This window comes from Micromonospora sp. NPDC049151 (assembly GCF_040648395.1).
GTDB lineage: Bacteria > Actinomycetota > Actinomycetes > Mycobacteriales > Micromonosporaceae > Micromonospora.
This window is the reverse complement of the sequence record NZ_JBEZDP010000024.1, coordinates 12,945-35,968: the sequence shown is the minus strand read 5'-3', so window position 1 is coordinate 35,968 and position 23,024 is coordinate 12,945. Positions and strand designations below refer to the sequence as shown.

Below are 23,024 nucleotides of genomic sequence, written 5' to 3'. Positions count from 1 at the left end.
CGGACGTCCGGCCGATGATCCACCGCGGGGGGTACCACGCGGTAGGGCCTAGGCTGGGCGGCAGAGTGACCCACAACGCGGTGGGTCGAGGGGAGTGGCACCGATGGACCGGCGTCCGGCGATCAAACCGGGACCCGACCTCCGGCAGGCTGACACCGGCCGGGACGACGACGACAGCTTCGATTCGGCGACCGACGGAGACGGTTTCAGCCGTCTCGACACAGGCGTGACCGGGATGACCGGTTCCAGCATCGACACCCTCTACGACCTGGGCCTGCCCGCGCAGGCACTGGCCGGAGAGTCGGAGGACGCCGAGCTGGACGAGCCCGTTCCCAACGCGGAACGGCTGGTCGCCCAGGCGGTCGCCCTGGCCGGCGACGACCACGACGCGGCCACACTCGTGGACCGCTTCTGGCGCTTCGCGCCGGACGAGGAGCTGATCGGCTTCACCGCCGAGGAGATGCTCGAGGCGGCCCGGGCCCACCGGGACCTGGCCCAGCAGCGGGTACCGGGCGAGCTGAAGCTGCGCATCCACGAGCCGGACGCCGAGCAGCACCACACGGTCGTCGAGATCGTCACCGACGACATGCCGTTCCTGGTCGACTCGGTGACCGCCCTGCTGAACTCCCGCCACCTGGACGTGCACCTGCTGGTGCACCCGCTGGTCGTGGTGCGGCGCGAGCCGCTGGGCCGGCTCACCGAGGTCTCGGCCGACGTGGAACCGGACGACGCGATCGCCGGTGACCTGGTCGAGAGCTGGATGCGGATCGAGATCGACCCGGTCCGCGACGCGGCCGAGCGGGAGACGCTGCGCCGCGAGTTGCAGCGGGTGCTCACCGATGTGCGCGAGGCGGTCGAGGACTGGCCGAAGATGCGGCAGCGGGCCCTGGCGCTCGCCGACGAGCTGGCCGCCGCCCGGACGTCGGACAACCGCCCGCCGGTGCCGGAGAAGGACATCACGGACTCGGTGGAGCTGCTGCGCTGGCTGGCGCACGACCACTTCACGTTCCTCGGCTACCGCGAGTACCGCCTCGTCCACACCGACGGCGCGCGCACCGGGCAGGCCCTGGAGGCGGTGCTCGGCACCGGACTGGGCATCCTGCGCTCCGACTCGCCGGAGGCCCGGTCGCTGAACTCGATGACGCCCGAGGCGCACGAGAAGGTGCTGGAGAAGCGCCTGCTCATCATCACCAAGGCCAACTCGCGTGCCACAGTGCACCGTTCGGCTTACCTCGACTACATCGGCTTCAAGATCTTCAACGAGGCCGGCGAGGTGGTCGGGGAACGGCGCTTCCTGGGGCTGTTCTCCACCGCGGCGTACCGGACCAGCGTGCAGGAGCTGCCGGTGGTCCGGCGCAAGGTCGCCGAGGTGCTGGACCGCTCCGGCCTGAGCCTGCGCAGCCACTCCGGCAAGGACCTGTTGCAGATCCTGGAGACGTACCCGCGCGACGAGCTGTTCCAGATCAAGACCGACGACCTCTACCACGCGGTGATCGGCGTGCTGCGGATGGCGGGCCGCCGGCAACTGCGGGTGTTCCTGCGCCGCGACGCGTACGGGCGGTTCATCTCCTGCCTGATCTACCTGCCGCGGGACCGGTTCACCACGCAGAACCGGCTGCGCATGCAGGACATCCTGCTGCGCGAGCTGAACGGCGTGGGCGTCGACTACACCACCCGGGTGACCGAGTCGATGCTGGCCCGGGTGCACTTCATCGTGCGTACCGACCCGAACAACCCGCCCGGTGAGATCGACGCCGACCTGCTCGCCGAGGAGCTGGCCGACGCCACCCGGCTCTGGGACGACGACTACCGGCTGGTGCTGGAACGCAAGCTCGGCGACGAGCAGGCCAAGCATCTGTTCACCAGGTACGCCGACGCGTTCCCGGAGGGCTACAAGGACGGGCACACGCCGTACGAGGCGATGAAGGACCTGGCGAAGCTGGAGCTGCTGGAGGAGCCCGGCCAGCTGGAGATGCACCTGTTCCGCAAGCAGGCGCCGCCGCGCCCGTACGCGGGCCGCGCCGCCGACGCCGACGAGGCGATGGACGTGCGGTTCAAGGTCTACCGGTACGGCGAGCCGATGATGCTCTCCGCGGTGCTGCCGGTGCTGCACTCGCTCGGCGTGAAGGTGGTCGACGAGCACCCGTACGAGGTGGAGCGCGTCGACGGCCGGATCTGGCTCTACGACTTCGGTCTGGAGCTGCCCGAGCGGCACCAGGACCTGGCCGAGGTGCGTCCGCACGTGGAGAACGCCTTCGCCGCCGCCTGGCGGGGCGAGGCCGAGGTGGACGGCTTCAACGAGCTGGTGCTGCGCGCCGGGCTCACCTGGCGGCAGGTCGTCGTGCTGCGCGCGTACGCGAAGTACCTGCGCCAGGCCGGCACCGTGTTCTCCCAGGAGTACATGGAGCAGACGTTCATCGCGTACCCGCGCATCGCCGACCTGCTGGTGAAGCTGTTCGAGACCCGGTTCGCCCCGGGCGCGACCACGCTCGACGAGCGCCGGCAGCGCAGCGGCGAGCTGGTCGACGCGATCGGCGAGGCGCTGGACGAGGTGGCCAGCCTCGACCAGGACCGCATCCTGCGGGCCTACCTGACGCTGATCCAGGCCACCCTGCGCACCAGCTTCTACCAGAAGCCGGTGCGCGGGCGGCCCAAGGCGTACGTGGCGTTCAAGCTGGACCCGCAGGCCATCCCGGATCTTCCGGCGCCGCGACCCAAGTTCGAGATCTTCGTGTACTCGCCCCGCTTCGAGGGCGTGCACCTGCGCTACGGGCCGGTGGCCCGCGGCGGCCTGCGCTGGTCCGACCGGCGCGAGGACTTCCGGACCGAGGTGCTCGGCCTGGTCAAGGCGCAGATGGTGAAGAACGCGGTGATCGTGCCGGTCGGCGCCAAGGGCGGCTTCGTGCTCAAGCAGAAGCCGGGCGACCGGGACGAGGCGGTGACCTGCTACAAGGAGTTCATCTCCGCGCTGCTCGACGTCACCGACAACATCGTCAGCGGCGACATCGTGCCGCCCGAGGACGTGGTCCGGCACGACGGCGACGACCCGTACCTGGTGGTGGCCGCCGACAAGGGCACCGCGACGTTCTCCGACATCGCCAACGAGATCTCCGAGGCGCACAACTTCTGGCTGGGTGACGCGTTCGCCTCCGGCGGCTCGGCCGGCTACGACCACAAGAAGATGGGCATCACCGCCCGGGGCGCCTGGGAGTCGGTGAAGCGGCACTTCCGGGAGCTGGGGCACGACACCCAGACGCAGGACTTCACAGTGGTCGGCGTCGGCGACATGTCCGGCGACGTGTTCGGCAACGGGATGCTGTTGTCGAAGCACATCCGGCTGGTGGCCGCGTTCGACCACAGGCACATCTTCCTGGACCCGGATCCGGACTCGGCCCGGTCCTGGGAGGAACGCAAGCGGCTGTTCGACATGCCGCGCTCGTCGTGGGAGGACTACGACCGCGAGCTGATCTCCGAAGGCGGGGGCGTCCACTCGCGTACGGCGAAGTCGGTGCCGATCTCGCCGCAGGTCCGCGCGGTGCTCGGCCTCGACGAGGACGTCACGCAACTCAGCCCGCAGGAGCTGATGAAGGCGATCCTCACCGCGCCGGTCGACCTGTTCTGGAACGGTGGCATCGGCACCTACGTCAAGGCGTCCAGCCAGACCAGCGCCGACGTGGGGGACAAGTCCAACGACGCCATCCGGGTGGACGGCAAGAGCCTGCGCTGCCGGGTGGTCGGCGAGGGCGGCAACCTGGGCTTCACCCAGCAGGGCCGGATCGAGTACGCGGCGACCGGCGGCCGCATCTACACCGACTTCATCGACAACGCGGCCGGTGTGGACTGTTCCGACCACGAGGTCAACATCAAGATCCTGCTCAACACGGCGGTGGCCGACGACGAGCTGGACCGGCCGGAACGCGACGAGCTGCTGGCCCAGATGACCGACGAGGTCGCCGAGCTGGTGCTGCGGGACAACTACGACCAGGCACGGGCGCTCAACAACGCCCAGGCCCAGGCCGCCTCGCTGCTCCCGGTGCACCGGCGGATGATCAACGACCTGGAGCGGTCCGGCGCGCTCGACCGGGCGCTGGAGGCGCTGCCGTCGGACGAGGAACTGGCGGTCCGCACCGAGAGCGGCCTGACCGCGCCGGAGTTCGCGGTGCTGCTCGCGTACGTCAAGATCGTGCTGGAGCGCGAAATCGTCGGCGAGGGCCTGGCGGACGAGGAGTGGACGACCGACATCCTGGTCAACTACTTCCCGACCCCGCTGCGGCAGCGCTTCGCCGAACGGATGGGCCGGCACCGGCTGCGCCGGGACATCGTCACCACGGTCCTGGTGAACGAGGCGATCAACCGGGGCGGCATCTCGTTCGTCTTCCGGGTGGTCGAGGAGACGGCCGCGTCCGCGGCGGACGTGCTCCGGGCGTACGTGGTGGTCCGCGAGGTGTTCGGGCTGCGTGACCTGTGGGACGCGGTCGAGGCGCTGGACAACAAGGTCTCGCCCGAGTTGCAGACCGCCGTCTACCTGGACACCCGGCGGTTGCTCGACCGCGCGGTGCGCTGGCTGGTCACCAACCGGCGGTCGCCGATCGACGTGCCGGCGGAGGTCGCCCGGCTGCGCGACGGCGTGGCCCGGCTCCTGCCGGACCTGGAGCACCGGTTCTGGGGCACCGAGCGGGAGGCCATCGCGGAGCACATCGAGTCGCTCGTCGAGCGCGGGCTGCCGCGTGACCTGGCCGAGCAGGCGACCCGCCTGATGTACAGCTTCGGCCTGCTGGACATCGTCGAGACGGCGCAGGCGACCGGGCGGGACGTGGACGAGGTGGCCGCGGTCTACTTCGTGCTCTCCGACCGGTTCCGGGTGGACGCGCTGCTGTCGAAGATCTCCCTGCTGCCGCGCGAGGACAGGTGGCAGACGCTGGCCCGGATGGCGCTGCGCTACGACCTGTACGCCGCGCTGGCCGCACTCACCGCCGAGGTGCTCGGGTCCACGCCCGAGGACGTGCCGCCGGTGGAGCGGGTGCAGGAGTGGGAGCAGGCGAACGCCACCTCGATCCACCGGGCGCACCGGGCGATGGGGGAGTTCGACGAATCCCGCGCCGACCTGTCCGCGCTGTCGGTGCTGCTGCGCCAGATCCGTACCCTGGTCCGGACCTCGGCGGCGGCCTGACCGTTGACGCGCGCGTGACCCGGTGGTCGGTTCGCCGACCACCGGGCCACCCGCCGTTCCCGGCCTCAGCCGGTCATCGTGGCGTAGACGACGATGTTGTTCAGGTAGCTGCCGGCCGTCTTGTCGAACACCCCGCCGCAGGTCACCACGCGCAGGGCGGGCGCGGCCGACGGACCGTAGACCTGCGCGGCGGGAAAGGCGGTCTTCGGGTACGACCCGACCGCGTGCACGGTGAACGTGGCGGTCGAGCCGTCCTGCCGGCCGACCACTATGGTGTCGCCGGCCACCAGCGCGCCGAGGTTGAAGAACACCGCCGGGCCGAGCTGGGCGGAGTCGACGTGACCCACGATCACCGCGTTGCCGGCCTCGCCGGGGCTGGCGCCGGGGGAGTACCAGCCGGCCTTCATGGCCTGGTCCAGCGGGGGCACCTGGACCGTGCCGTCCGGGTTCGTGCCGAGCGACATGATCGGGGCCCGTACCCCGATGCGGGGGATCGAGATGCTGACCGGCGCCGACCGGGGCAGCGGAGCCGGGCCGGTGGCGCGGGTCGCCGCCGGAGCGCCCGCCACGGCCGGCGGGGTGCTCGCGCCCGGGGTGCCGGCGGCGCCTGGGTTCGGGGTGCCGGGTCCGATGGTGGGCGGGCCTGGTGTCGCCTGGCCGGCGCCTCCCGTGGTCGGTTGCCCGCTGTCGGGTACCGGCCGGCCGGTGACGTCCGGTGCCGGTTCCCCAGCGATGTCCGGATCGGCGTAGGTGCCCGGATCGTCGGACGGGCCGGTGGTGACCGGGCCCGCCCGCGCGATCGGCTGTGGCGGGGTGGGCGGTGGGTCGGTCCGGACGGACGCGCCGACCAGACCGGCCCCGGCCATGGCGAGCAGGACGACGACGGCCGTGCCGGCGGCACGCCACGGACTTCCGTGACGGCCGCCGGCCCGGGTCGTCGTCCGGTCAGACCGAGCCACCGGCCCGCCGCCGGCGCAGCAGCACCAGGCCGCCCAGCGCCGCGGCGCCGATCATGCCCGCGCCACCGGTGGCGAGGTTGCGGTCCACGCCGGTGGTCGTCATGCCACCGTCGCCGCCGTCGACCCCACCGCGCGGCAGGACCACCAGCTCGCCCTCACCGCAGGAGCCGCGCAGCTCGTACCGGCCCGGCCGGGCGTCGTGCGAGACGGTGGCCTCGCCGTAGTAGACGAAGTCCTTCCCGTGCTCCCAGCCCGCGTCGTCCTTGCCGTAGTCGCCGCCCTTGCCGTCCTTCTCACCCGGCCAGCCGCCGTGCTCGTCCTTGCCGTAGCTGTCCTTGTCGTCCTGCCAGGCGCCTCCGCTCGCCTGCCAGTCGTCCTTGCCGTCCGACCAGGCGCCGTGCTCGTCCTTGCCGTCCTTGCCGTGCTCGTCCCTGCCGTCCGGACGGCCGCCACGCTGGTTCTTGGCGTCCTTGGCGTCCTTGCCGTGCTGGTCCTTGCCGTCGGGGCCGTGCTCGTCCCTGGTCCAGTCGGGCGCGCCCCCCTTCTCCTTGTCCCAGCCCGGCTCGGCGTCCTGGCCGTACTCGTCGTGCCCCTGCCAGGCGCCGGTGTCGGCAGCCATACCGGCACCGGCGCCGCCCGGCTGCGGCTGTCCTCCGGGCTGGCCGCCCGGCTGCGGCTGGTCCGCCGGAGGCTGCGGCATGCCGTTCCCCGGCCCGCCCGGCCCGTTGCCGCCCGGCCCGCCCGGCCCGTTGCCGCCCGGTCCGCCAGGGCCGTTGCCGCCGGGACCATGGCCGTCTTCGCCCGGCTCGTCCTTGCCGTCGGGACCCTTGCCGTGGTCGTCCTTGCCGTCCGGGCCCTTGCCGTGGTCGTCCTTGCCGTCCGGGCCCTTGCCGTGGTCGTCCTTGCCGTCCGGGCCCTTGCCGTGGTCGCCCTTGCCGTCCGGGCCCTGGTCGGCGTCCCAGCCCCAGTCCTGGCCGCCGCCCCAGTCGCCGCCGTCGGCCCAGTCGCCGTGCTCGCCGTCCCGGGCCGGGTGCAGGTCGACCTTGCCGGTCACCTCCGACCAGACGGTGGCGTGCTTCTGCGGCTCGGAGCAGATCGCGAGCAGTTCGACGGTGTCCCCGGCCTTCACCACGTGCGGCTTGGCGATGACCTTGCCTTCGTCATGTCCGCCCGCGTAGGCCATTCCCGGGGTGAACGCGAGAAGGCCCGCTCCGCCGAGAGCGGCGCCCGCGATCACCTTCCCGAGCATCTTCTTAGCCATGACCAGCGTCTCCATCCCTGTTCGTCCTGAGCCCGACGTCAGTCGAGCTAAGGCTGACGTTAGACCGTTTCACGACTTATCCGGGGAAAGATTCGCTTTTAGGGATTTGCCAGTGATGCGTCCCGTGCGCGTGCTGCCCGACCTGTACGCGCGAGTGGAACGCCATGGGTGTCTCCGGGCTGTTTTGGCACCCATGGCGTTCCACCCGGCGCAGGGCTGCGGTGGTGGCGGCGGAACGAGGGCCGGGCGTCGGGCCGAGGGTGGCCCCGGGCGGCGGTAGGGTGGGCGGTGGCGTATCGAGGCATTGCCATGGAAGCGCTCCCATGCAAGAATCGCTGCACGCGGTTCGGGGAGCCACACCGCGAGCTCAGACGTCGAGGGCAGCCGGCACCACCGGCCGACGTCCGTCTCCATCGGCCGGTCCTGCGGACCGGTCGGCACCACCACCCCCAACGCCCGTCCGGGTCGGGCGTCCCCCGAAGTAACCCGTGGCGCGCACGGTCGTTCCCGCAGGGCGACCGCAGCCGCCATTTGCGCCGGGCCGTACGCGGATCCGGTCTCGCCCAAGGAGATCAGTGGCATGAATCTGTGGAGAAGGCTGTCCGGCCGGAACCGGACGCTTGCGCTCACCAGCGCCGGCGTCCTGGTAGCCGGTGGACTGGTGACCCTCCCGGTCACCGCGGCGCAGGCCGCCACCCAGTGCAGCGTGACCTACACGACCAGCGACTGGCCCGGTGGATTCACCGGTAACGTGACCATCAAGAACATCGGTGACGCGCTCAGCTCGTGGAACCTCGGCTTCACCTTCCCGAACAGCTCGCAGCGGGTGGTGAACGGCTGGTCCGCGAGGTGGTCCCAGAGCGGGCAGAACGTCACCGCGCAGAACGAGTCGTACAACGGGTCGCTCGCCAGCGGCGCCAGCACCACCATCGGCTTCAACGGCTCCTGGAGCGGCAGCAACCCCAAGCCGACCCAGTTCACGCTCAACGGCACTGTGTGCAACGGCGGCACGCCGTCCACCAGCACCCCGCCGACGAGCACGCCGCCGACCAGCACGCCGCCCACGAGCACGCCGCCGACGTCGACCCCGCCGACCTCGACGCCGCCGACGACCACCCCGCCGCCGCCCGGGCAGCGGGTCGACAACCCGTACGCCGGTGTGAAGGGGTACGTGAACCCCGAGTGGAAGGCCAAGGCCGAGTCGGTCTCCGGCGGCAGCCGGGTGTCGAACAACCCGACCGCGGTCTGGCTCGACCGGATCGCCGCCATCAACGGCACGCCGGACAGCAGCTCCAACGGCGCGATGGGCGTCCGTCAGCACCTGGACGCCGCGCTCGCCCAGGGCGCCGGCTACATCCAGTTCGTCATCTACAACCTGCCCGGCCGTGACTGCTCGGCGCTCGCCTCCAACGGCGAGCTGGGCCCGGACGAGCTGCCCCGCTACAAGGCCGAGTACATCGACCCGATCGCCGCGATCCAGAGCGACGCGAAGTACCGGAACCTGCGCATCGTCAACATCATCGAGATCGACTCGCTGCCCAACCTGGTGACCAACACCTCGGGCAACGCGGGCGGCACCGTCATGTGTGACACGGTCAAGGCCAACGGCGCGTACGTGAACGGTGTCGGCTACGCCCTGGCGAAGCTGGGCGCGATCGGCAACGTCTACAACTACATCGACGCCGCCCACCACGGCTGGATCGGCTGGGACAGCAACTTCGGCCCGGTCGCCGACCAGCTCAAGGCCGCCGCCGTGGCGTCCGGCAGCACCGTCGCCAACGTGCAGGGCTTCATCGTCAACACGGCGAACTACTCCGCGCTGAAGGAGCCGTACGTCAAGGTCACCGACTCGGTGAACGGCCAGACCGTACGGCAGTCCAAGTGGATCGACTGGAACCAGTACGTCGACGAGCTGTCGTTCGCCCAGGCGTTCCGGCAGAAGCTGGTCTCGGTCGGCTTCGACAGCAACATCGGCATGCTGATCGACACCTCCCGCAACGGTTGGGGCGGCGCCGCCCGGCCGACCGGCCCCGGCCCGTCGACCAGCATCGACGCGTACGTCGACGGCGGCCGGGTCGACCGCCGCTTCCACACCGGCAACTGGTGCAACCAGGCCGGCGCGGGTCTCGGCGAGCGGCCGAAGGCCAACCCGGAGCCCGGCATCGACGCCTACGTCTGGGTGAAGCCCCCGGGTGAGTCGGACGGCTCCAGCAAGGAGATCCCGAACAACGAGGGCAAGGGCTTCGACCGGATGTGCGACCCGACCTACACCGGTAACGCCCGCAACGGCAACAACATGTCCGGCGCCCTGCCGGACGCGCCGATCTCCGGCGCGTGGTTCGCGGCCCAGTTCCAGCAGCTCATGCAGAACGCGTACCCGCCGCTCTCCTGAGCCGCGGTGAGGGCCACCCGCGGCGGCGGGAGTGAGGCACCGCCGCGCGGGTTCCCCGGGCCCCTGGTCGACGCCCACGTCGGCCAGGGGCCCTCGGCCGTCCCGGGTCAGGGCACGGTGCGCTCGATCGCCGCCCGGCCCAGTTCGGCCAGGTCGCGGCGGGCCCGCTCCAGGTTCTCCGGCGTCACGTCCTGACCCCGGGCCCGCACCAGGTCCTCCGGATCCCAGGGCTGTTCGGCGCCGGTGCGGATGCCGTCCGGGGCGGCGCCGGTGCCGGTGCCGGTCGCGCCGGTCCCGGCCGCGTACGGGTCACCGATGAGGTTCGGCGAGCCGGTGTCGGGTACCGCGCCGTCGGGCTCGGTGAACACGGGGTTGTCCGGGTCGGTGCCGCCGCTGCGCAACTGGGGCACCGTGCTGTCGTCGTCCACCGCCGCGGCCACCTCGGGGGTCTCCTCCAGCGGCCGCTCGCCACCGCGGTCACGATCGGTCATGCTGCTGCCCTCCTGTCCCTTCCGCCTGATCCCCGTGGCGTACCCGGTGCGGGCCGCGCCATGCGGGCGGCGGGGGTCAGGACTCGTCGCGGTGCGGCTCCGGCGTCTCGGTGGGGCTCAGCCGCTGCCACAGCAGCATCAGCAGGCCGAACACGAGCATCGCCGCGCCGGCCCAGAGGTTGATCCGTAGACCCTGCGCCTTCTCGATCTCGGCGGAGGTGTCGAACAGCCCCATCAGCCCGACGATCAGCCCGTACACCACGAACAGGCCGCCGATCACGCGGCGGATGTCGAACAGCCGGGCCGCGGCCGAGCGCGCCTCCCGCGCGTCCTCGGTCTCGTCGACCAGCGGGTCGTGCGCCTCGCCGCCCTGGTAGTGGCGGTCCGCGTCGTCTGCCATGGCGTGCGTCCCCTCCTTAGAAGACCGGGATGTAGAACAGGGCGGCGAGGATCACGGCGACGACGCCGAGCAGCACCGGGGAGCGGTACCAGGCGGCGTCGCCGGCCAGCGAGTCGTCGGCGAGCGTGGTGTCGCTGAGGCCGTACACGAGCCCGGTCAGCTCCTGGTCGGCCTTCGGCCGGGTCAGCGGCGTGACGATCGCGGCCACCACCGCGACGGTGGCGAAGGCCAGGCCCGCGCCCCAGAAGCTCTCCTCCAGGTCGGAGTTGAAGCTGATCACGCCGCCCTTGTAGAGCAGGTACGTGGCGGTGGCGACGACGGTGCCGGACAGCAGCGACCAGAAGCCGGCCAGCGGCGTCATCCGCCGCCAGAACATGCCGATGATGAACGTGCCGAACAGCGGGGCGTTGAAGACCGAGAACAGCGCCTGGATGTAGTTCATGATGTTGCTGAACCCGGCCGCGATGAAGGCGGTGCCGATGCCGATCACGACCGCGCCGACGGTGGCGAGGCGGCCCACCTTCACGTAGTGCTCGTCCGGCTCGTCCCGCCGGAAGTACGCCTGCCAGATGTCGTACGTGAAGACGGTGTTGAACCCGCTGACGTTCGCGGCCATGCCGGCCATGAACGAGGCGACCAGGCCGGTGACCGCGATGCCGAGCACGCCGTTGGGCAGCAGGTCGCGCATGAGCAGCGGGATCGCGTTGTTGTAGACCAGGTCGCCCTCGTCGGCACCCAGCCCCTTGACAGTGACCAGGGCGATCAGGCCGGGGATCACGGTGACGGCCGGGATGAGCAGCTTCGGGTACGCGGCGATGATCGGCGTACGCCGGGCGGCGCTCATGTTCCGGGCGGACAGGGCGCGCTGCACCTCGGCGAAGTTGGTGGTCCAGTAGCCGAAGGAGAGCACGAAGCCGAGGCCGAACACGATGCCCAGCCAGTGCCCGCCGAGCGGGTTGGCGGTGCTGCCGGTGCCCTCCCAGGCGTGCAGCCCGGCCTCGCCGAGCCGGGAGTCGCGGACCGCGTCCATCAGGCCGCTGACGCCGCCGACCTTGACCAGGCCGATCACCGTGATCGGCACCAGGCCGGCGACGATCACGAAGAACTGGAGCACCTCGTTGTAGATCGCGCCGGAGAGCCCGCCGATGGTGATGTACGCCAGCACGATCACCGCGCCGACGATGATCGCGAACCAGAGCGGCCAGCCGAGCAGCGCCTGCATGATCAGGGCCAGCGCGTAGAGGTTCACGCCCGCGATGAGCACCTGCGCGACCGCGAAGCTGATCGCGTTGAGCAGGTGGGTGGGGCGGTTGAAGCGCAGCCGCAGGTACTCGGGGACGCTGCGGACCTTCGAGCCGTAGTAGAACGGCATCATCACGATGCCGAGGAAGACCATCGCCGGCACGGCGCCGATCCAGTAGTAGTGCACTGTCATGATGCCGTACTGGGCGCCGTTGGCGGCCATGCCGATGATCTCCAGCGCGCCCAGGTTCGCCGAGACGAACGCCAGCCCGGTGACCCAGGCGGGCAGCGAGCGGCCGGAGAGGAAGAAGTCCACGCTGGTGCGGATCGCGCGCCGGGCGGCGAAACCGACGCCGAGCACCGTGACGAAATAGAGCGCCAGGATCAGGTAGTCCAGCGCGTTCATGTTCAACCGCAGGCCGCCGCCGCCCATGCCCGTGCTCCCCTCGTGCGCACCGCTGCCCGCACGTACCCCGATTGCGAGGTTTCATACCTGCTGTTCGGTCCGGACATGCGCGAAGCCCCGGCCGGGTCACCGGCCGGGGCTTCGTGGTGATGGGTCAGCGGCCCAGCACGCGGTCCAGGAAGTCGCGGTAGCCACGCACGGCCATCCGGAGCTGCTCGGTGTCCGTGGAGCCGGACTCCTGCCAGGTGCCGAGCCGGGTGCGCTGCTCACGCAGGGCCGTGGAGAGCGCCTCGATCGCCTCCTCGACGAGTGACTCCGCCTCGCCGACCGCCGCGCGCGGGTCGTCCACGAAGCGCAGTTGCACGTCGCGCCAGCGGTCCCGGAAGCCCTGGGCGGCCTCCGGGGCGAACAGCGTCGCCGCGTCGGCCGGTACCGCGCCGGGCGTGGGCCGCTCCGCGCCGCCCAGGGCCGTGCCGGCGGCGCTGGCCGCCGCCGCGCCCGTCGCCGCGGTGGTGGTGTCCATCCGGTCGTGCTGCCGGTCGGCGTCGCCGGATCCGGCGGGCACGGGCTCGGCGTCCGGGTCGACCAGGCCCGGCTCGGCGCTGCCGTACCCGACCGCGCCGTCGGCGACCGCGTCGTCCCGGACGACGCCGTCCACCGTGCGGTCGTCCCGGACCGCGTGGGACCCGGTGCGGTCGTCCCGGCCGTCGCCGTCCACGTCGTGGTCGGTGGCGCCGGAGTGCTCGGCGTCCCAGCGGTCGCGGTCGTGCAGGCGGTCCCCGGCGGTCGGGTCGGCCCGCTCGTCGTCCAGCGGGTCGGTCTGACCGGGTGCGCCGTCGCCCGGCGCTGCCGTGTCCTCGTCGCGCGCGTCGCGCTCGTCCTGCGGACGACCGCCGGCCAGGGCCGAGGCGGCGACCGCGTCGCCCACAGTCGCCGCGCCGAACGCCGTCGGCAGCGGCGCCGGGTCGTGGTACGGGGCGCGCCCGTCATCGGTCCGGTCGGCCGCGTCGCGCAGCTCCCCGGCGTCGTAGGCGCGGGTCTCGTCGACCTCGGCGTCGTGCCGCTCGTCGACGTCCGTGTCGCTCCGCTCGGTGGCGACCGCCGGGTCGTCGAAGGTGCCCCGGTCGTCCAGCGCGTCCTCGGGCACGTCGGCCCGGTCGGTGTCGCGGCGGTCGGCGTCGGCGTGGGCGTGCTCGCCCGGCTGCGGGACCGGCACCGGTGCGGACCGGACGGCCTCGGGGTGGTCCTGCGTGACCTGCTGTTCCTCCTGGCGCATGGGGCGGCCTCCTCAGCGGCTCGGGACGTCGTGGTCGTGGTCGTGGTCGGGGTGGCGCTGCTCCGGCTGCTGCGTGGCGGTCGGCACCGGTTCCTCGCCGAGCAGGTCGGCGAAGAGGGCCCGGTAGTGCACCAGCGCCTGCCGGAGGTCCTCGGTGCCGGCCTCACCGCGCTCGTTGCGCTGCCGGATCTCGTGGGCGTCGCGGTAGTGGGTGAGGGTGCGGGCGTGCTCGACGGAGAGGTGGGCGATCTGGTCCGAGAAGTCCCCGGTGGGGTATCCGCGCTCGGCGATCAGACGGCTGACCAGCTCGTCAGCCTCGCCGACGGTCTCCGCGGGGGAGTCGACGAAGCGCACCTGGAGTTCCTCCCAGGCGGCGGCGTAACGGGCCCGGGACTCCGGGCTCAGCGGGGTCAGCTCCAGCTCGGCGTGCCGGCGCTCCCGTTCCCGCAGCTCGCGCTCGGCGGCGCTGCGGCTGTCCTGCTCGGCGACGGCCCGGTCGTACTCGGGGCCGAAGCGCTCCCGGAGCGCCCGGCGGCGGCTGGCGACCACGGCGACCGCGACGAGCGCGGCGATGACGGCGACGACGATGACTATGACGACTACCTGGGTGGACGACATGGCTCCTCCTTCGCACGCTGGTATTCCCTCGTGCGGGTGATCGCCAATCCCGTTGTGCGGCACTTTCCGCCCCGGGCCGGAAAAAGGTGCGGTGTCGCGACCGCCCGTCCGGTGCCGGGCCGGTGTCCGACTGCGCCCGTCGTGCCCGTCTCGGACCGTAGTGAGAGCCGAGACGGCCGGTAGTGCATCCGCCCCGGATTACGTATCCTGCCCAAGGCGTCCGGGCCGGGGCCCGGCGTCGTGGCCGGCGAACGTGACGGCCGCTGCCGGCGCCACCGAGCGACACCTTCCCGGGCGAGGTCTGATTGAACACCCGTGACTGGCCGATCCGCGCCAAGCTGACCGCGCTGGTCATCGGCCCGGTGACCGGGCTGCTGGCCTTGTGGATCTTCGCCACCACGCTCACCTTCGGGCCCGCGCTCGACCTGCTCTCCGCGCGTACCCTCCTCTACGACCTGGGCCGTCCGGGCGAGACCGTGGTGGCGGAGCTGCAACGGGAACGGCGGCTGTCGGTGGTCCAGCTCGCCGGTGACAGCGCCCTCCCCGAGCTGGTCGAACAGCGGGTACGCACCGACGACGCGATCGTCGAGCTGCGCCGCAAGGTCGACGGCGAGGACCTGCGCGACGTCGCCGACGCCCAGCTCGACAACCGGCTCGACCACCTGGTCTCGGCGCTCGACGCGCTGCCCGCGGGGCGCTCGTTCATCGACGACCGGACGGTGGACCGGGCCGGCGCCGTCGGCCTCTACAGCGGGATGATCGGCTCGGCGTTCCAGGCGTTCGGCGCGATGGCGGCGCTGCCCGACGCGCAGCTCAACCGGGAGGCCACGGCGCTCACCTCGCTGGGCCGTTCCCGGGAGCTGCTCGGACAGGCCGACGCGCTGCTGGCCGGCGCCGTCACCGCCGGACGGTACGGCGACGGCGAGCACGAGCAACTGGTGCGTACGATCGAGAACCAGCGCTTCCTGGCCGAGATCGCGGTGGCCGAGCTGCCGTCCGGGGAGCGGGCCGCGTACCAGCGGATGATCGAGGGCGCCGGGTTCGGCAGGCTGCGCGCGCTCCAGGACAGCCTGATCCGCTCGCCGGCGCTGCCCGCCCGGTTCGACATGCGGGCGTGGGACACCAGTCACGCCGAGGTGTGGCAGAGCCTGCGCGACTTCGAGCTAAGTGGCGCGGACGGGCTCGCCGAACGCTCGGTGCCGATGGCCACCCGGATCCTCGTCCAGCTCGCCCTCGCCGGGGTGCTGGGCCTGATCGCGATCGTGGTGTGCGTGCTGGTGGCGTGGCGGGTCGGCCGGTCGCTGGCACAGCGGCTGACCGGCGTACGCGCCGCCGCGACCGAGGTGGCCGAACGCCGGCTGCCCGACGTCGTGGCGCGGCTGCGCCGGGGCGAGGAGGTCGACGTGGCCCGGGAGGCGCCCGAGCTGGACCACGGCGGCGACGAGATCGGCCAGGTGGCACGCGCGTTCAACGAGGTGCGCCGGACCGCTGTCCGCGCCGCCGTCGACGAGGTGACGCTGCGCCGCGGCTTCAACGAGGTGATCCTCAACCTCGCCCGGCGCAGCCAGGGACTGGTGCACCGGCAGCTGGCGCTGCTGGACCGGCTGGAACGGCGTACCGAGGACCCGGACGAGCTGGCCGGGCTGTTCCAGGTCGACCACCTGGCGACGCGGCTGCGGCGGCACGCCGAGGACCTGGTCATCCTGGCCGGGGCCGCGCCCGGACGAGGCTGGCGGCGGCCGGTCGCCGCTGTCGACGTGATGCGCGGCGCGATCTCCGAGGTCGAGGCGTACGACCGGGTCGACGTGGGTGAGGTGGCGACGGCCGGGGTGCTGGGCCGGGCCGTCGGCGACGTGATCCACCTGCTCGCCGAGCTGATCGAGAACGCCACCGCGTTCTCCCCGCCCGGCACCCGGGTGGACGTCACCGGCCGGAGCGTCCCGGGCGGCTACACCATCGAGATCACCGACCGGGGACTGGGCATGTCCGCCCCGGCCCTGGCCGAGGCCAACCGCAAGCTGGCCGAGCCGCCGGAGTTCGACCCGTCCGGCAGCGCCCGGCTGGGGCTGTTCGTGGTGGCACGCCTGGCCGCCAGGCACGGCGTACGGGTGGAGCTGCGGCCGTCCCGCCCGGCCGGGATCGTCGCCGCGGTGTTCGTACCGTCGGCACTGATCACCGACGAGCCGCCGGTGGGCGCGGACGCCTCCGCCGGGCCGGAACGGCGGCGCCTGGCCAAGGTGACCCGGCTGACCACTGTGCCCCGGCCGGGCCGTCCGGGCCGTTCCGGCCGGGACCGGTCGGAGAGCACAGTGGTGTCGTTGCAGTCGGCGCGCGCCTCGACGGTGGAGCCACCCGCCGACGACGACGGCCTGCCCCGCCGGATCCGGCGGCGCGGCGCGACGGCGCGGCCCCGCGCCGCGGTCGCCGACACCCCGGCCCACCGCACCCCGGAGGAGGCCCGCCGGGCCATGTCCGCGTTGCAGGCCGGCACCGCGCGCGGACGCCGGGACGGCTCGCGCGGCGCCGGGACCAGCCCGGCCACCCCCAGCACCGAGACGCGCGACACCGGTACGCCGTCCACCACCGTGGGGCCGCCTGTGGAGCCCGCCCCGCCGGCGCCGGACCAACGAACCGCGACTGAGAGGGACGCCTAGTGGTGCACACGACGCGGCAGAACGCCGATCTCGACTGGCTGCTCGACGACCTGGTGGAGCGTGTCCCCGCCGCCCGCCAGGCGGTGGTGCTCTCGGCGGACGGGCTCCTGCTCGGCGCCTCCACCGACCAGGACCGCACCGACGCGGAACACCTGTGCGCGCTGGCGTCCGGCTTCTCCGGCCTGGCCAAGGGCGCCACCCGGCACCTGGGCGGCGGCGCGGTCCGTCAGACAGTGGTGGAGATGGAGTCGGCCTACCTGTTCGTGACCGCCGCCGGGCAGGGTGCCTGCCTGGCGGTGGCCAGCGACGCCGACGCCGACATCGGCCTGGTGGCGTACGAGATGGCGATGCTCGTCATCCGGGTCGGGGAGAACCTGGCCGCGCCGAGCCGGGCGGCGGGGGAGCGGGCCGATGCGCGCTGAGTCGCCCGGGCCGCAGCACGAGTGGCTGGACTCCGACGCCGGCCCGGTGGTGCGCCCGTACACGCTCACCGGGGGGCGTGTGCGCCCGCCGGTCGACGGCTTCGACCTGTTGGCGTTCGTGCTCGCCACCCCCGGCGCGGACCCGGCCGGGCGGCCCGGTCTCCAGCCGGAGCACCGCCGCCTGACCGAGCTGGCCCGGCGGCCGAAGGCCGTGGCCGACCTCGCCGCCGACCTGGACCTCGCCGTGGGTGTGGTCCGGGTGCTGCTCGGCGACCTTCTCGCCCAGGGGCTCGTCGCGGTGCACCGGCCACCGGCCACCGCGTACCTGCCCGACGACAACATCCTCAAGGCGGTGGTCAGTGGACTCCGTGCGCTTTGACCGGGAGCCGGAGGCGCCGCGAGTGCCGCTGGCTTTGAAGATCCTCATCGCCGGTGGCTTCGGCGCCGGTAAGACGACGCTGGTGAGCGCGTTGAGTGAGGTCCGGCCGTTGCAGACCGAGGAGGTCCTGACCGGGGCGGGGCTCGGCACCGACGACGTGTCCGGGGTCGAGCAGAAGTCGACCACGACCGTGGCGATGGACTTCGGCCGGATCACCATCAACGACGACCTCCAGGTCTATCTGTTCGGCACCCCGGGGCAGGACCGGTTCTGGTTCCTCTGGGACGAGCTGGCGTTCGGCGCGCTCGGCGCGGTGGTGCTCGCCGACACCCGTCGGCTGGCCGACTGCTTCCCCTCGATCGACTACTTCGAGCAGCGGGGCATCCCGTTCGTGGTGGGCGTCAACTGCTTCGAGGGTTCCCGCCGGTTCGGGCTGGAGGCGGTCCGCGACGCCCTGGACCTGGACCCGGACGTCCCGCTGGTGCTCTGCGACGCCCGGGACCGGCAGTCCGGCAAGCTGGTGCTGATCTCGCTTGTCGAGCACGTGGCGCGGCAGCGCGGCGAGCCGGTGCCGGTGGGCTGAGCGGCCCGCCGCGAATCCCGCCGGCGGTCACGGGACTGATCGGCCGCCGGAACGGGAAGCCTCTGGTTGGATCTGCGGAGACAGGACCGACGGAAGGTGGGAGCGGTGACCGGGCAGGACGAGATCGTCCACATCGGCGGCTACACGGCGCAGACGGGCGGGCGGGCCGAGGGCGTCGTGGCGGCCCGGCGGGACCGGGCGACCGGGGAACTGACCCCGCTGGGTGTCGTGGCGGTCACCCCGTCGCCGTCGTTCCTGGTGCGGCATCCGGCGCTCCCGGTGCTGTACGGGTGCAACGAGCTGCCGGACGGGCTGGTGAGCGCGTTCCGGGTGGCCCCGGACGGCGACCTCACGCCGCTGGGCGTACGCGAGACGGGTGGCGCGGAGCCGTGCCACCTGGCGGTCGCCCCGGACGGGCGGCACCTGTTCGTGGCGAACTACGGCGGCGGCAGCGTCGCGGTGTTCGGCCTGGACGCCGACGGCGTGCCCGGGGAGCGCACCGATCTGGTCCGGCACTCCGGCCACGGCGCCGACCCGCAGCGGCAGGAGCAGGCGCACTGCCACATGGTCTCGCCGGATCCGGCCGGCGACGGCCTGCTCGCCGTCGACCTGGGCACCGACTCCGTCTACCGGTACGACCTCGACGCCGCCACCGGCCGGCTGGCCGAGCGGGAGCCCCGGGTGCGGACGGCGCCCGGCACCGGGCCCCGGCACCTGGCCCGGCACCCGGACGGGCGGCGCTGCTGGCTGGTCGGTGAGCTGGACGCCACTGTCACCGCGTACGAGCTGACGCCGGACGGGCCGCGGCAGCGCACCCGGGTCGACGCCAGCGGCCGGACCGGGCACGTGCAGCCCTCCGAGGTGGCCGTCGGGCCGGGCGGGCGTTTCCTCTACGTGGGCAACCGAGGTGTGGGCACCGTCGCGGTCTTCGCGCTCGACGGCGCCGCGCCGGAGCTGGTGGCCGAGGTGGACACCGGCGGCGAGTGGCCCCGGCACTTCGCGTTCGCCGGGGAGCACCTGTACGTGGCCGACGAGCGGGCCGACATGATCAGGATCTTCCGGGTCGATCCGGACGGCGGGGTGCCCGAGCCGGTGGGGGAGCCGGTGCCGGTGGCCAGCCCGACATGCGTCCTGCCGTGACCGGACGGTCACGCACAGGTGGTCCGAAGTGGATTGACTTCACCTTAAATGACTGACCAGTAACTTAACGTATGAGTTAGCTGATCAACTGTTTCTGCTGCGTAACTTTCGTCCGAACGGTTGTGGTGGTAACCCCACGAGGTACGCAAGATGGTCACCGTGTCTGGCCGCCATCGCATGCGTTCTCACCTCCGCGGAGCAGGTGCCGCCGCCGTGGCGGCCGCCCTGGTCGCCGTCGTAGCCGGCTCCTGGTTCGGCTACCAGCAGCTGGCCGGCCCGAACTGTTCGGGCCGGATCGAGCTGTCGGTGGCGACCGCCCCGGAGATCGCCCCCGCGGTGCGTGCCGCCGCCGACCAGTGGGTCTCCGACGGCGCGGCGGTGGGCGGCACCTGCATCGCGGTGAACGTCTCCTCCGCCGAGTCGGTCGAGGTGGCCGCCGCCGTGGCGAGCAAGCACGGCGCCACGCTCGCCGGTGTCGGGCAGGCCAGCGGCACCGCCGTCACCCCTGACGTCTGGGTGCCGGACTCCTCGACCTGGCTGGTGCGGCTCAAGAGTGGCGGGGCCAGCGCGTTCGCGCCGATGAACGGCGCCTCGATCGCGCGCAGCCCGGTCGTGGTGGCGCTGCCCGAGCCGGTGGCCTCGCGCATAGGGTGGCCGGACAAGCAGCTCCGCTGGTCCGACCTGCTGACCCAGGTCACCGCCAGCAAGCCGCTGCGCGCCGGGATCGTCGAGCCGACCCAGGACGCGGCCGGCCTGTCCGGTCTGCTGTCGCTGACCGCGGCGGCCAGCTCCACCGGCGAGTCCGGCTCGCCGAAGGCGCAGGAGGCGATGGTCGGCGCGCTGCGGGCGCTGGCCACCAACCGTTCCTCGCTGCGGCAGGACCTCCTCGCACGGTTCCCGCGCTCGTCGGACCCGACGGCGATCGCCAACGCCCTCGGCGCGGCGGCGCTGTCCGAGGAGGACGTGATCGCCTACAACAGCACCAAGCCGCCGATCCGGCTGGCCGCGCTGTACCTGGAGCCGCCGCCGATCTCGCTGGACTACCCGTTCGCGGTGCTGCCCGGCATCGAGCCGACCAAGGCGTCCGCCGCCAAGGTGCTGTTCGAGGTGCTGCGTACCCCGGGGTTCAAGGACCGGCTGGCCTCCCAGGCGCTGCGCGCGCCGGACGGCAACTGGGGGCGGGGTTTCCAGGCGCCGACCGGCGCGCCGAGCCCGGCCAACGGCGGCGCGCGCCAGGTGCCGCCGTCGGGTCAGGGCGGCGCGGCCGACCTCGACCCCGGCGCCATCTCGACCGCCACCACGACCTGGTCGGTGGCCACCCAGTCGGGCCGGATGCTCTGCGTCATCGACGTCTCCGGTTCGATGAAGAAGCCGGTCGCGACCGCGAACGGCGCCAGCCGGGAGCAGGTCACGGTGGCCGCCGCGAGCCAGGGACTCGGCTTGTTCGACGACTCCTGGTCGATCGGCCTCTGGACGTTCTCCACCAACCTGGAGGGCTCGCAGGACTGGAGCGAGCTGGTCGGGATAAAGCCGTTGTCCAGCAACCGGGGGGCGTTGCAGCGTGGCCTGGCCTCGATCAAGCCCTCCAACGGCAACACCGGCCTGTACGACACCATGCTCGCGGCGTACAAGAAGGTGCAGCAGGACTGGGAGCCGGGCAAGGTCAACTCGATCGTGCTGTTCACCGACGGCAAGAACGAGGACGACAACGGCATCTCGCAGAAGGCGCTGCTGGACCAGTTGACCAAGCTGCAGGACGACGAGCAGCCGGTGCAGGTCATCATCATCGGCATCGGCACCGAGGTGAACCGGGCCGAGCTGGAGTCGATCACCAAGGTCACCGGCGGCGGCGCCTTCGTCACCACCGACCCCAGCAAGATCGGCGAGATCTTCCTCCGCGCGATCGCGCTCCGCCCGCCCGCCCCCCGCTGACCTGAAGCTCAGCGCTAGTCTTCCGCCGTACCGGATTTCCGGTACGGCGGAAGACTTCCCGGTCAAGACCCGGGATGAGAACTGACGGTAATGCGTCCGAATCAATCGGTAACCATAATTGTCCAGGCATGATGACCGGGTGCCTCGACCGCGCGGGCTCCACATCGGAGCCGGGCGGGGACGAGGCGGTCCTGAGCGAAGTGGGGAGGGCCGGTGACCTCGGCGACGCTGTTGACCCCTGCCACGTCGTCGCGACCCGGTGGTGAACGCCCGGGCAAGACGACGCGGGCTGCGGAGCGGGCCTACATCCGGGTCCTGGTGGTGCTGGACACCGCCGTGCTCGCCGTGGCCATCCTGGTGGGCTACCTGGCCCGGTTCGGCGACGAGGAGCCGACCGGGTCCGAGATCCCGTACGTGGTGGTCGCCCCGGTGCTCCTGCTGGTGTGGCTCGTCTCGCTCAAGGCGATGCGGTGCTACGACGACCAGGTGCTCGGCTACGGCGCCGACGAGTACCGCCGGGTCAGCGCGGCCAGCATGCGACTCGCCGGCGGCATCGCCATCGCCGGCTACATCGCCGACGTCGGCGTCTCCCGGGGCTTCCTGGCCATCTCCTTCGCGGTCGGCACGGTCGGCCTGGAGGTGGCCCGGTTCGCGGCCCGCAAGCGGCTGCACCGGGCCCGCGACCGGGGCGCCGGCTGGTCCCGCAAGGTGCTCGTGGTGGGCGACACCGCGCACGTGCTGGAGCTGGTGCACACGCTGCGCCGGGAACCGTACGCCGGCTACCAGGTGGTCGGCGCGTGCATCCCGGACGCGCTGCTCGCCCCGGTGCCGCAGCGGCTGGGCGACGTGCCGGTGGTCGGCAGCTTCCGGGGCATCCCGGAGGCGGCCACCGCGATCGGCGCCGACACCGTCGCGGTCACCGCCTCCGGCGAGCTGACCGCGACCCGGCTGCGCCGCCTGGGCTGGCAACTGGAGGGCACCGGCGTCGACCTGGTGGTGGCGCCGGCGCTCACCGACGTGGCCGGTCCCCGCATCCACACCCGTCCGGTCGCCGGCCTGCCGCTGATCCACGTCGAGGCGCCGGAGTTCCGCGGCACCCGCAAGCTCGTCAAGGGCTTCGTCGACCGGTCGATCTCGCTGATCGCCCTGCTCATCCTGGCGCCGCTGCTGGTGGTGATAGCGCTCGCCATCAAGATCGACAGCCGTGGCCCGGTGCTGTTCCGCCAGACCCGCGTCGGCCAGGGCGGCGAGGAGTTCGGCGTCTTCAAGTTCCGCACCATGGTGGTGAACGCCGACGCCCTGCTCGCCGAGCTGGCCGCGCGCAACGAGACCGACGGCCTGATGTTCAAGATGCGCGACGACCCGCGCGTCACCCGGGTCGGCCGGCTGCTACGCAAGTGGTCGCTGGACGAGCTGCCCCAGCTCGCAAACGTGCTGCTCGGCCAGATGAGCCTTGTCGGTCCGCGCCCGCCGCTGCCCTCCGAGGTGGCCCGCTACGACGGTGACGTGGCACGCCGGCTGCTGGTCAAGCCCGGCATGACCGGCCTCTGGCAGGTCAGCGGCCGGTCGGACCTGAGCTGGGAGGACGGCATCCGGCTCGACCTGTACTACGTGGAGAACTGGTCGCTGGCCGCCGACCTGACCATCCTCTGGAAGACGTTCGGCGCGGTGCTCAACAGCCGCGGCGCGTACTGAGAGG

General features: G+C 72.4%; 16 protein-coding genes. 9 read left to right on the top strand and 7 right to left on the bottom strand.

Annotated elements, in window-relative coordinates:
- Positions 1-103 precede the first annotated feature (103 nt).
- Positions 104-5,170, top strand: coding sequence for an NAD-glutamate dehydrogenase (locus AB0B20_RS23970; RefSeq protein WP_357473579.1), 5,067 nt, complete (start codon positions 104-106; stop codon positions 5,168-5,170).
- 65 nt (positions 5,171-5,235) lie between these two features.
- Here the strand turns inward: AB0B20_RS23970 and AB0B20_RS23965 are convergent, their stop codons facing one another.
- The gene (locus AB0B20_RS23965) at positions 5,236-6,036 is read right to left on the bottom strand and encodes a class F sortase (RefSeq protein WP_357473576.1); all 801 of its coding nucleotides are present in this window, start codon (positions 6,034-6,036) and stop codon (positions 5,236-5,238) included.
- A gap of 79 nt (positions 6,037-6,115) precedes the next feature.
- On the bottom strand, positions 6,116-7,405 hold the full coding sequence (locus tag AB0B20_RS23960) for a hypothetical protein (RefSeq protein ID WP_357473573.1): 1,290 nt from the start codon (positions 7,403-7,405) through the stop codon (positions 6,116-6,118).
- A 565-nt stretch (positions 7,406-7,970) separates the two neighbouring features.
- Here AB0B20_RS23960 and AB0B20_RS23955 point away from each other — a divergent pair.
- Positions 7,971-9,782: a glycoside hydrolase family 6 protein gene (locus tag AB0B20_RS23955; RefSeq protein WP_357386146.1), complete on the top strand. Its 1,812-nt coding sequence runs from the start codon at positions 7,971-7,973 to the stop codon at positions 9,780-9,782.
- 107 nt (positions 9,783-9,889) lie between these two features.
- Here the strand turns inward: AB0B20_RS23955 and AB0B20_RS23950 are convergent, their stop codons facing one another.
- The 5 genes from AB0B20_RS23950 to AB0B20_RS23930 all read right to left on the bottom strand — a co-directional run bounded on the left by AB0B20_RS23950 (position 9,890) and on the right by AB0B20_RS23930 (position 14,215).
- Positions 9,890-10,273 (bottom strand): hypothetical protein, encoded by a 384-nt coding sequence (locus AB0B20_RS23950; protein WP_357386148.1) that lies wholly within the window; start codon positions 10,271-10,273, stop codon positions 9,890-9,892.
- A gap of 76 nt (positions 10,274-10,349) precedes the next feature.
- Positions 10,350-10,673 carry a hypothetical protein gene (locus AB0B20_RS23945; protein WP_357386150.1) on the bottom strand — a complete coding sequence of 108 codons (324 nt, stop codon included), beginning with the start codon at positions 10,671-10,673 and terminating at the stop codon, positions 10,350-10,352.
- A 16-nt stretch (positions 10,674-10,689) separates the two neighbouring features.
- The gene (locus tag AB0B20_RS23940) at positions 10,690-12,348 is read right to left on the bottom strand and encodes a sodium:solute symporter family protein (protein WP_357473570.1); all 1,659 of its coding nucleotides are present in this window, start codon (positions 12,346-12,348) and stop codon (positions 10,690-10,692) included.
- Positions 12,349-12,475: 127 nt separating this feature from the next.
- Complete coding sequence (locus AB0B20_RS23935) at positions 12,476-13,597, bottom strand: hypothetical protein (RefSeq protein ID WP_357473567.1); 1,122 nt, start codon at positions 13,595-13,597, stop codon at positions 12,476-12,478.
- 12 nt (positions 13,598-13,609) lie between these two features.
- Positions 13,610-14,215 (bottom strand): hypothetical protein, encoded by a 606-nt coding sequence (locus AB0B20_RS23930; RefSeq protein ID WP_357473563.1) that lies wholly within the window; start codon positions 14,213-14,215, stop codon positions 13,610-13,612.
- A 305-nt stretch (positions 14,216-14,520) separates the two neighbouring features.
- Between AB0B20_RS23930 and AB0B20_RS23925 the strand changes: the two genes are divergently transcribed.
- From AB0B20_RS23925 to AB0B20_RS23895, 7 genes are all read left to right on the top strand, one after another.
- On the top strand, positions 14,521-16,869 hold the full coding sequence (locus tag AB0B20_RS23925; protein WP_357473560.1) for a nitrate- and nitrite sensing domain-containing protein: 2,349 nt from the start codon (positions 14,521-14,523) through the stop codon (positions 16,867-16,869).
- Positions 16,869-17,291, top strand: coding sequence for a roadblock/LC7 domain-containing protein (locus AB0B20_RS23920; protein WP_354871081.1), 423 nt, complete (start codon positions 16,869-16,871; stop codon positions 17,289-17,291). Before AB0B20_RS23925 ends, AB0B20_RS23920 begins: the two co-directional genes overlap by 1 nt.
- The gene (locus AB0B20_RS23915; RefSeq protein WP_357386162.1) at positions 17,281-17,670 is read left to right on the top strand and encodes a DUF742 domain-containing protein; all 390 of its coding nucleotides are present in this window, start codon (positions 17,281-17,283) and stop codon (positions 17,668-17,670) included. Before AB0B20_RS23920 ends, AB0B20_RS23915 begins: the two co-directional genes overlap by 11 nt.
- Positions 17,651-18,253, top strand: coding sequence for an ATP/GTP-binding protein (locus AB0B20_RS23910; protein WP_357386164.1), 603 nt, complete (start codon positions 17,651-17,653; stop codon positions 18,251-18,253). The genes AB0B20_RS23915 and AB0B20_RS23910 overlap by 20 nt, the downstream gene beginning before the upstream one ends.
- Positions 18,254-18,358: 105 nt before the next feature.
- Positions 18,359-19,393, top strand: a complete 1,035-nt coding sequence (locus AB0B20_RS23905) for a lactonase family protein (protein ID WP_357473557.1) — start codon at positions 18,359-18,361, stop codon at positions 19,391-19,393.
- A 177-nt stretch (positions 19,394-19,570) separates the two neighbouring features.
- Positions 19,571-21,325 (top strand): VWA domain-containing protein, encoded by a 1,755-nt coding sequence (locus AB0B20_RS23900; RefSeq protein WP_357386168.1) that lies wholly within the window; start codon positions 19,571-19,573, stop codon positions 21,323-21,325.
- 213 nt (positions 21,326-21,538) lie between these two features.
- On the top strand, positions 21,539-23,020 hold the full coding sequence (locus tag AB0B20_RS23895) for a sugar transferase (RefSeq protein ID WP_357473555.1): 1,482 nt from the start codon (positions 21,539-21,541) through the stop codon (positions 23,018-23,020).
- Positions 23,021-23,024 lie beyond the last annotated feature (4 nt).

Excerpts from the sequence above, each read along its gene's own strand:
- AB0B20_RS23915 (WP_357386162.1), top strand. The coding sequence starts at position 17,281 with ATGCGCGCTGAGTCGCCCGGGCCGCAGCACGAGTGGCTGGACTCCGAC.
- AB0B20_RS23945 (WP_357386150.1), bottom strand. The coding sequence starts at position 10,673 with ATGGCAGACGACGCGGACCGCCACTACCAGGGCGGCGAGGCGCACGAC.
- AB0B20_RS23900 (WP_357386168.1), top strand. The coding sequence starts at position 19,571 with ATGCGTTCTCACCTCCGCGGAGCAGGTGCCGCCGCCGTGGCGGCCGCC.
- AB0B20_RS23930 (WP_357473563.1), bottom strand. The coding sequence starts at position 14,215 with ATGTCGTCCACCCAGGTAGTCGTCATAGTCATCGTCGTCGCCGTCATC.
- AB0B20_RS23940 (WP_357473570.1), bottom strand. The coding sequence starts at position 12,348 with ATGGGCGGCGGCGGCCTGCGGTTGAACATGAACGCGCTGGACTACCTG.
- AB0B20_RS23950 (WP_357386148.1), bottom strand. The coding sequence starts at position 10,273 with ATGACCGATCGTGACCGCGGTGGCGAGCGGCCGCTGGAGGAGACCCCC.
- AB0B20_RS23965 (WP_357473576.1), bottom strand. The coding sequence starts at position 6,036 with ATGGCCGGGGCCGGTCTGGTCGGCGCGTCCGTCCGGACCGACCCACCG.
- AB0B20_RS23935 (WP_357473567.1), bottom strand. The coding sequence starts at position 13,597 with ATGCGCCAGGAGGAACAGCAGGTCACGCAGGACCACCCCGAGGCCGTC.
- AB0B20_RS23970 (WP_357473579.1), top strand. The coding sequence starts at position 104 with ATGGACCGGCGTCCGGCGATCAAACCGGGACCCGACCTCCGGCAGGCT.
- AB0B20_RS23955 (WP_357386146.1), top strand. The coding sequence starts at position 7,971 with ATGAATCTGTGGAGAAGGCTGTCCGGCCGGAACCGGACGCTTGCGCTC.
- AB0B20_RS23960 (WP_357473573.1), bottom strand. The coding sequence starts at position 7,405 with ATGGAGACGCTGGTCATGGCTAAGAAGATGCTCGGGAAGGTGATCGCG.